7 protein-coding genes and 1 rRNA gene are annotated in these 8,476 nt (G+C 33.8%); 6 read left to right on the plus strand and 2 right to left on the minus strand.

All coding sequences use genetic code 11. The features are described 5' to 3' along the window. Positions 1 to 522: 522 nt before the first annotated feature. Positions 523 to 2,454, plus strand: coding sequence for a glycosyltransferase (locus RCJ96_RS27180; RefSeq protein ID WP_416504791.1), 1,932 nt, complete (start codon positions 523 to 525; stop codon positions 2,452 to 2,454). A gap of 66 nt (positions 2,455 to 2,520) precedes the next feature. After that, positions 2,521 to 3,297, plus strand: coding sequence for a class I SAM-dependent methyltransferase (locus RCJ96_RS27185; RefSeq protein ID WP_000657506.1), 777 nt, complete (start codon positions 2,521 to 2,523; stop codon positions 3,295 to 3,297). A 40-nt stretch (positions 3,298 to 3,337) separates the two neighbouring features. On the opposite strand, the gene RCJ96_RS27190 is transcribed toward RCJ96_RS27185, so the two are convergent. Further along, on the minus strand, positions 3,338 to 4,282 hold the full coding sequence (locus tag RCJ96_RS27190) for an NAD-dependent epimerase/dehydratase family protein (protein ID WP_001230823.1): 945 nt from the start codon (positions 4,280 to 4,282) through the stop codon (positions 3,338 to 3,340). Positions 4,283 to 4,553: 271 nt separating this feature from the next. Here RCJ96_RS27190 and RCJ96_RS27195 point away from each other — a divergent pair, with 271 nt between their 5' ends. The 4 genes from RCJ96_RS27195 (at position 4,554) to RCJ96_RS27210 (ending at position 8,337) form a co-directional block, all read left to right on the plus strand. Further along, positions 4,554 to 5,348: a sulfotransferase family 2 domain-containing protein gene (locus RCJ96_RS27195; RefSeq protein WP_076871249.1), complete on the plus strand. Its 795-nt coding sequence runs from the start codon at positions 4,554 to 4,556 to the stop codon at positions 5,346 to 5,348. Between the two features lie 134 nt (positions 5,349 to 5,482). Further along, positions 5,483 to 6,217: a class I SAM-dependent methyltransferase gene (locus RCJ96_RS27200; RefSeq protein WP_242304881.1), complete on the plus strand. Its 735-nt coding sequence runs from the start codon at positions 5,483 to 5,485 to the stop codon at positions 6,215 to 6,217. Further along, entirely contained in the window at positions 6,214 to 7,086 is an 873-nt protein-coding gene (locus tag RCJ96_RS27205; RefSeq protein WP_242304882.1) for a class I SAM-dependent methyltransferase, read from the plus strand. The genes RCJ96_RS27200 and RCJ96_RS27205 overlap by 4 nt, the downstream gene beginning before the upstream one ends. Before the next feature lie 174 nt (positions 7,087 to 7,260). After that, on the plus strand, positions 7,261 to 8,337 hold the full coding sequence (locus RCJ96_RS27210) for a glycosyltransferase WbsX family protein (RefSeq protein WP_000691010.1): 1,077 nt from the start codon (positions 7,261 to 7,263) through the stop codon (positions 8,335 to 8,337). Positions 8,338 to 8,351: 14 nt separating this feature from the next. On the opposite strand, the gene rrf is transcribed toward RCJ96_RS27210, so the two are convergent. Then, a 5S ribosomal RNA gene (gene rrf / locus RCJ96_RS27215) occupies positions 8,352 to 8,467 on the minus strand. Positions 8,468 to 8,476 lie beyond the last annotated feature (9 nt).

Consider the following 8,476-nt stretch of genomic DNA (forward strand, 5'->3'; position numbering starts at 1 on the left):
AGGCACGCCGCCAGCGTTCATCCTGAGCCAGGATCAAACTCTCCAATAAAGTTAGTTTGTCTAGCATCATAAAATAAAAATTGACGTTTCACGTTGTTTGTTTCGTTCAGTTTTCAAAGAACTTGTCTGTCGCTCATTTGCGACTTCCTTATGTTAACATTTTCATCTTTCAATGTCAACTAAGTTTTTTATTTCGTTTGTCGCTTTCGACGTTATTGTCATCGGCGACTTGTTCTATATTACACTTCTGTACTCTAATCGTCAATACTTTTTATCCTTTTTATTTTATAAATTATAAAGTTTTTTATACTCCTTCCCAAAAGATTAATAAACTAGTGTAGTCATTTTTATAATCGACAGTTTCTACTTTATAAAGAATGAATATCAAGCCACACAAATATATATTAAAAATAGCTTTTTTATTTCGGTTACATTCACAATTATCTCCTACCACTTCTCTCTAGGAATTATAAATACATCCTACATTTACTAAAATCTAATTACATTAGGAGGCGTTATGAAATGCATGCTAATAAGAAAATCATTTATGTATCCCATGATGCCCATTTCCACGGAGCACAGCTGCTTTCTTTACATACTATTAAAGCCCTTAAAGAAAACTTTCATTACTCCGTCGCAGTTATTTCTATTGGAACCGGTATTTTAATCCAAGATTTTCAAAAGTATGGTCCTGTTTATTGCCTAGAGGAAGACTACCCAACGGAAGAAAAAGTCGAATTATTAATAAAGAAGTTATTATTAAAAGACTATACCATCGCCATATGTAGTACCGTCATAAGTGGTGATATAGTTGCATTACTAGCTAAACATAATATTAAAGTTATTTCATTAATACATGAATTGCCGCATTTAATACAACAGTACTCTGCTGAGGGAAAAGCAAGAAACATTGCCCAATCTGCTCACAAAATTGTCTTCCCTTCACAATACGTGTATGAAAAATTCCGTACAATCACCCAATTAGATCATCAAAAATGCCACATTCTCCCTCAGGGCTTGTTCAACCATAATCCTTATAAGAAAAATATTGCACAAGCGAGAAGCGATTTACGAAAAAAGCACAATCTGCCTCTCGATAGCAAAATCATCTTGGGGGTAGGTTTCGCTGATCATCGAAAAGGAATAGATTTATTCTCACTTATTGCTTACTCAGTAAGAAAGATGCATACGAATATTCATTTTATCTGGGTTGGGAAAACAGATGTTCATTTTTTTAATACAATCTCCCCAAGATATACAGCACATTTCACATTAGTGGACCCAACTCCAGATATCGGTTTATATAACGCCGGTGCTGATTTATATTTATTAACTTCAAGAGAAGATCCTTTTCCAAACGTAGTTTTAGAAGCATTAGATACAAAAGTCCCTGTTATAGGGTTCAAAAACGCTGGAGGTTTTGAAGATGTTGTTACGGAACAAACCGGCGCATTAGTAGACTATTTAAACTTACCTATGATGCTGGAAAGAATATATGAACTTATCGGGAATGAAGATTTACGATTACAAAAAGGCACCTTTGGCCAAGAACTTATTGAAAGAGATTTCAACTTTCTTGATTACGTTTATCAATTATTAAACTTGCTTGAGCATAATTATAAAAAAATAAGCGTCATTGTACCGAACTATAATTACGAAAAATACTTACCGGAACGAGTTAAATCAATATTAACTCAAACCTATCCCCTTTACGAACTAATTTTCCTAGACGATGCCTCTACTGACAATAGCGTATCTATATTTGAAAAGCTGCTCTCAAATGAAAATAAACACCACCTGAAAGTTCAGCAGATTATTAATGATAAAAATTCTGGTTCTGTATTTAAACAATGGATAAAAGGTGTCTCTGCAGCAACCGGTGATTATATTTGGATTGCTGAGGCCGATGACTTATGTGATCAGACATTTTTAGAAGAAGTAATACAAGGGTTTCATATAGATAGTGATGTTGCCTTAAGCTACACACAATCAAAACAAATAGATGAACAAGGAAATATCTTGGCCAATCATTATTTGGATTACACAAATGATATTGATAAGGAAAAATGGCAGAGTTCTTATATCCGAAAAGGGATAGATGAAATACAAGATACGTTACTTATCAAAAACACCATACCTAATGTCTCAAGTGTAGTTTTTAAAAACATAGATATAAAAACAATAGCAAAACAATTGCAAAAGTTTAAAATAGCTGGTGATTGGTTTTTCTATGTTTCTCTCCTTAAAGAGGGGAACATTTATTTTAATCCAAAACCTCTAAACTATCATAGACGACATACAAATAGCGTAACAAGAACAGAAGATTCATATTCCCATTACAGTGAAGTTGTACAAATGCAGAATTTCATTAAAGACACCTTTACTATCGACGACATTTCAAAAAAGAAAATGTATACATATAGAAAGTACCTTGAAACATATTTGAAGGTTTAATTATATATTTTCTTTATCATCAGTATCTCTTTTAAGACATTACTATTATTTAAGGGGTGTTACTCTTTGAAAGAATTTATAGAGGCAAATAAACATTTGATTTCTCAAATTGCACAAAAATACAATGTAAGTGCAAATATCCACCCAGAGGATCATATCTTTCAATTCCTTGTCACAAATCCAGTCTTTCCATCTAAAAAAGAAGCAATAGATTATTATTTTAAAGATGGAAGAAAATCAGCAGAAACACTCTTAGATTTAATTACTTCCTTTTATCCTCCTGTAGACACTCCAATTCAATTATTAGAATTCGCATCCGGATATGGCTGCGTAACACGTCATTTATTAAATCAGCAAACGAACTTAAGTATAACTACTTGCGATATACACGAAGAGGCTATTACTTTTATTGAAAACACATTACATACTTCATCTCTATTATCTCACCCTGAACCAGAACAAGTAAAATTAGCCTCGTCTACGTATGATATCGTTTTTTGTCTATCCTTTTTTTCTCATATGCCTGATACAACTTGGTTTCGTTGGCTTCAGACATTGTATAACGCTGTTTCCCCTGGCGGCTTATTCATTTTCACAACTCATGGATATCAAAGTAAAAAGTACTTCGGCTTTCCCGCTTTAAATGAACGGGGTTATTGGTTTCTGCCCTCTAGCGAACAACTCGATTTAGATGTTCATCAATACGGGCAAACGATCGTTAGCCCCTCTTACGTATGTGACAAAATTAAATTATTACCTTATAATCCTATTATCAAAAAATACACTGAAGGTTTTTGGTGGGAACATCAAGATCTTTGGGTAATAAAAAAAGAAATAAAATAATAAACCACGCTCTACTTATACAGAAGTAGGGCATGGCTTATTATTTTTTACTATATAAGAACTCTTCAATCCATAGCTTATTTAACCTAATTCCACTTTTGAAATCCACTTTCGGTTCCCAATTACATTCTCGTCTTACTCTATCTATATTTAAAATGATTTTTTGAACGTTTTCTTGCTTTTGTTTATAGCAGATAAAGTCCACTTTTCTTTCCGTTAATTTCTCCAATTCTACTATAATTCGTTTTAAAGAGAGACCCTTTCCGCTGCCTATATTATACACACAAAATTTCAAGTGATTTAATTGCGATAGTTGTATAGTAACTTCCACTAAATCATCGATATAAATATAATCTCGAATAATTTCTTGTGGATTCCCATATATATTAATCTTTTCATTACTGAGATGCTGATACAAAAAACAATTTATTGCTCCAACTTTCTTTAACGGGTTTTGATATTTTCCATACGGATTAGAATATCTACATACAACATAGTCCATTCCATATTTTTTCTTATAAAAGTACAAATAATTTTCAAGCGACACCTTTGTTATTCCATAAGGAGAAAGTGGTTTTAATGGATGTTCCTCATCAATAGGCAGATATTCCGGTTCACCATAAACTGTGCCTCCAGAAGATGCTAATACGATTTTTTTAATGGGGAAATTTTTAGCACTTTCCATGAAATTAAGAAAAAAAAGGCTACTGTTTATATCTCCGAAAACATCTTCAATTGAAGTTGTTACATTAGACGTTGCAGCTAAATAAATAATAATATCCACATTCACTAAGGCTTTATATATATCTTCAACATTTGCTAAATCACCTTTAATAAATTCAACCTCACTTATAATATTTTGAGGAAAATTATTTATATGTCTGGAAAATACTTTTACATTTTGGCCTTTTTTCAATAAACCTAATGCGAGGTTAATACCAATGAAACTATTTCCACCTACTATTAAATAATTATTCTTCCGCATAATATCCTCTCTAGTAATAAGATTTTTGCTTATCTCACCTAGAAATACAAATAAATAAACTTAGTCAATTCTATTATTGAGTCTCTTATAATTGTATGCCCCTTATAATTTTTCATTATCTTTATTTTATATTTCCCCTTTAGAATCACTACCTTATTTAAGCCGCCCGAAAAAACATTCATAATATTTACTCATTCCTATGAATATATTGGATTAGTAAAAGCTTTCCCCTTCTCCATAAATAAAACTTTCAAAAAGGAGCACTACATGTATGAAGAATGTAAATCAAGAGCTTTTAAATCATGTAATTCTACATAAACATCGAATCCCACATTTCCATAAAGACTTTCCCCTTATACTATTCTGGAGCCATAGAAGCGGATGCACTACTTTAGCTAATTGGTTCTTTTTTCAAATCGGATTGTTTAATGAAGCAAAGAAATACCATGACTTTATTCATTACTATGAATTCTGGGTGTATAAAAACAACACCAACTACATACCAGAGTTACAAAATGGGCTTCTAACAGCAGAAAAAGCTGTTTGTAAACTTGTACGAAATCCCTATACAAGGGCCGTCAGCTCATTTTTATTACTTGCTGACAATCCATATGCAATTCCTCAATGGGAAAGTATCCGCCAGTATTTATATAATGACAAATATAGTAACCGAGGAATATCATTTAAACAATTTTTATATTACGTTCGAGCATTAGGTCCCAATTCCGTAGCAATGGACATACATTTTAGTCAGCAATACGTTCCGGGTGAAGAAAATTTCATCCAACACTATATTCCTTTAGAAGATTTTAATACACAAATCACCAAAATAGAACATACGTACGATTTGGTTAAATCTAATTTAGCGCTACTTACAAATTCAAATCATCATCGCTCTCATAAAATGATGTATACAGGAAGCTATGCAGAGCTCAGCATTACAGATGCCGCCTTTCCTCGCTTTCCGACATATAAAAGTTTTTATGATGAAGAAACAATGGCGTTAGTTACAGAAATATATGCACAAGACTTTGAAATGTATCCGTACACGAAAGGGATATTTTAAATTGATACATTCTTCAATGAATAAAAGCGAATGTATCGCATAGCATAAAGTGAAACTTTAATTAGAGTGGGGTTCTCCCCCGCTAATTATTGACGCATATGCCATATGCATTTTTTACACAGGAGTGATGTCATGTGGAAGGTAATTTGAAACATAATAACGGATATTGTGTTATTTGTGAGAAGGAAGCTACATTTATAGAGCATAACGATTGGCTTAGAGATCACTACTTATGTTCTACATGCCACTCTATACCAAGGCAGCGAGCTTTAATTCATGTTTTAAATACATTTTTTCCGAAATGGGGTTCCTATCATATTCACGAATCCTCACCTGGGGGGATTACAACTCAACTACTAATAAAAAACTGCAAAAACTATACATACTCTCAATACTTTAAAAACTATCCTCTTGGCCAATACTTTCAAGGGATTAGATGCGAGAACTTAGAAAACATGACTTTCCAAAATGGATCTTTTGATTTGTTCATTACTCAAGATGTCTTTGAACATGTAATGGAACCAAACAAAGCCTTTAAAGAAATAGAGCGTGTATTAAAGCCTGGCGGTGCTCATGTTTTTACTGTCCCTTGGTACCACACACTTCCAAAAACTTTGCAAAGGGCAAGAATCAATGAGGATGGAATTGAGTATATTGAAGAGCCAATTTATCACGGAAATCCTATTGATGAGAATGGGTCTTTAGTAACATTTGATTGGGGCCAAGATATGATTGAATATATTTATACACATGCAAATATGTATACCCTAGTTTATTTACAAAAGGATAAATCACTGGGCTTAGATGCTGAATTTTTACATGTTTTTATTAGTAGAAAACACGAATATAATTTGGAGGTTAACAAATGAATAACTTTAAGTTAGGAAGTGATTTTGATAACCTTGTTAGTCCACTTTCTGATGTTGAACTTCTAAATCTATTTATACAAAGTTGTTCACAAACAAAGATAAATGGCATCCCAGTACCTATGTTCCCTCCTGAAGAAATTCAACAACAGTTTGTAGGTGCTTCCTATGAACATGCTCTTTATGAAGCATATTTGTTTTATAGCCATGTAAAAACATATGCCCAAAATTTAGGTGTTCCCTTGAATAAAGAACGTAAAATTTTAGACTTTGGTTGCGGGTGGGGAAGAATTATACGCTTTTTTTTCAAAGATGTTCGCGATGAAAATTTACTTGGGATTGATGTAGATCCAGCAATGATTAATATTTGCAATGAAACGTTAGGAAGAGGAATATATAAAACCGCCAATCCACAACCTCCTGTAGAATTTATTAGTGACGATTCATTGGACATCATATTCGCTTATTCTGTATTCTCACATTTATCCGAAGAAACTGCAGAACATTGGATAAAGGAATTTTCAAGAATTCTTCGTCCAGGTGGAATCTTCATCGCTACAACACAAGCACGCTATTTTCTCGATTACTGTCAACAATTCAAGGAACACCCTGAATTTATTCAAACGGGTTGGCATAAAACTTTATCTCAAGCTTTTCCAGATATAAATCGGGCCATCTCGGATTATGAAAGCGGCAATTTTGTCCACAGTCCTACAGGAGCCGGAGACGTTAGAAATAGTAGCTTCTACGGAGAAACCGTTATACCTAGAACTTATATTAAAAATCACTATGAGAAGTATTTAAAACTACGGGACTTTTTTGATGATGCAAACCGATTACCCCAAGCCCTATTTGTTCTCCAAAAAGATTAACTCTTTTCTTACATGGTAATGCACATAATTTTATAATGAAAATCACTTTTCATCTCAGCCATATATATTAAATCACCCAAGATTCCTCTATCGAGCAAACTGTAAACTCGATTCAAAAAATCAAAAGTAACTTCCCACCACTTTGAACTACGAAGAACATAAGGGGGATATACCTTGAAAATTATTGCTTTTTACTTACCACAGTTTCATCAAATAAAAGAAAATGACCGATGGTGGGGAAAAGGTTTTACTGAATGGACAAATACTAAAAGTGCACGGCCTTTATTTTCAAAACATTATCAACCTAGAGAACCTTATCAAGACTTTTATTATGACTTAACGGACCCATCCGTAAGAAAGTGGCAAGCAGAAATCGCTAAAGCACACGGCATATATGGTTTTTGTTATTACCATTACTGGTTTAAAGGAAAAAGGCTATTGGAGACACCCTTTAATGAAGTACTTAAGACGGGCGAACCAGATTTTCCATTTTGCCTTTCTTGGGCAAATGAACCGTGGACAAAAACTTGGGATGGTCTTGATAGTCATATATTAATGCCTCAAAATTACGGAGAGTTATCGGATTGGAAAGAACACTTCGACTATTTATTACAAGCTTTCCAAGATGAAAGGTATATTCGTATAGATGATAAACCACTATTCATTATTTACCGTCCTGGGCATATCCCTGACTGTGAGCAAATGCTTAATTACTGGAATACACTCGCACAAGAAAATGGTTTGAAAGGTATATACTTTGTAGAAACATTAAACAGCTTCCCACTTCCTAATATAAATGGGTTCGATGCTAGCATTCAATTCGAGCCTTTTTATACAATTGCTCATGATAGCTCTTCAGACATAAATAAAACAATATATGAGTCTGGTAAACAAATAAACGCTTGGGATTATGATAAAGTTTGGATGTATATACTAAAGCGATCTCCTCCAGAGAAAAAAACATTTCCCGGTGCCTTTGTTGACTGGGACAACACAGCACGCCGCAAAGACTTAAATAGTAGCATCTTCCTAGGCTCTACTCCTGAGAAGTTTACGATATATTTAAGTAAGCAAATCTATCGTACCTATTCTCTTTACAACAGCGAGTTTTTATTTATGAATGCTTGGAATGAATGGGCAGAAGGTACTTACTTAGAACCAGATAAAAAGCATGGATTCGCCTATTTAGAAGGAGTTAAGCAAGCAATTAGTAGAGGTATGAAAGCATACAAAAAAGACGAGTCATTCTGACTCGTCTTAAGCTTGCTTGGCGACGTCCTACTCTCACAGGGACAAGGTCCCAACTACCATCGGCGCTAGAGAGCTTAACTTCCGTGTTCGGTATGGGAACGGGTGTGACCTCTCTGCCATCATCACCAAACTATGAAGG

Source organism: Bacillus sp. BSL6 (genome assembly GCF_052928345.1).

What these genes read in the sequence shown, in the direction of transcription:
- RCJ96_RS27195 (WP_076871249.1), top strand. Translation starts at nt 4,554, where the DNA reads ATGAAGAATGTAAATCAAGAGCTTTTAAATCATGTAATTCTACATAAA.
- RCJ96_RS27190 (WP_001230823.1), bottom strand. Translation starts at nt 4,282, where the DNA reads ATGCGGAAGAATAATTATTTAATAGTAGGTGGAAATAGTTTCATTGGT.
- RCJ96_RS27180 (WP_416504791.1), top strand. Translation starts at nt 523, where the DNA reads ATGCATGCTAATAAGAAAATCATTTATGTATCCCATGATGCCCATTTC.
- RCJ96_RS27205 (WP_242304882.1), top strand. Translation starts at nt 6,214, where the DNA reads ATGAATAACTTTAAGTTAGGAAGTGATTTTGATAACCTTGTTAGTCCA.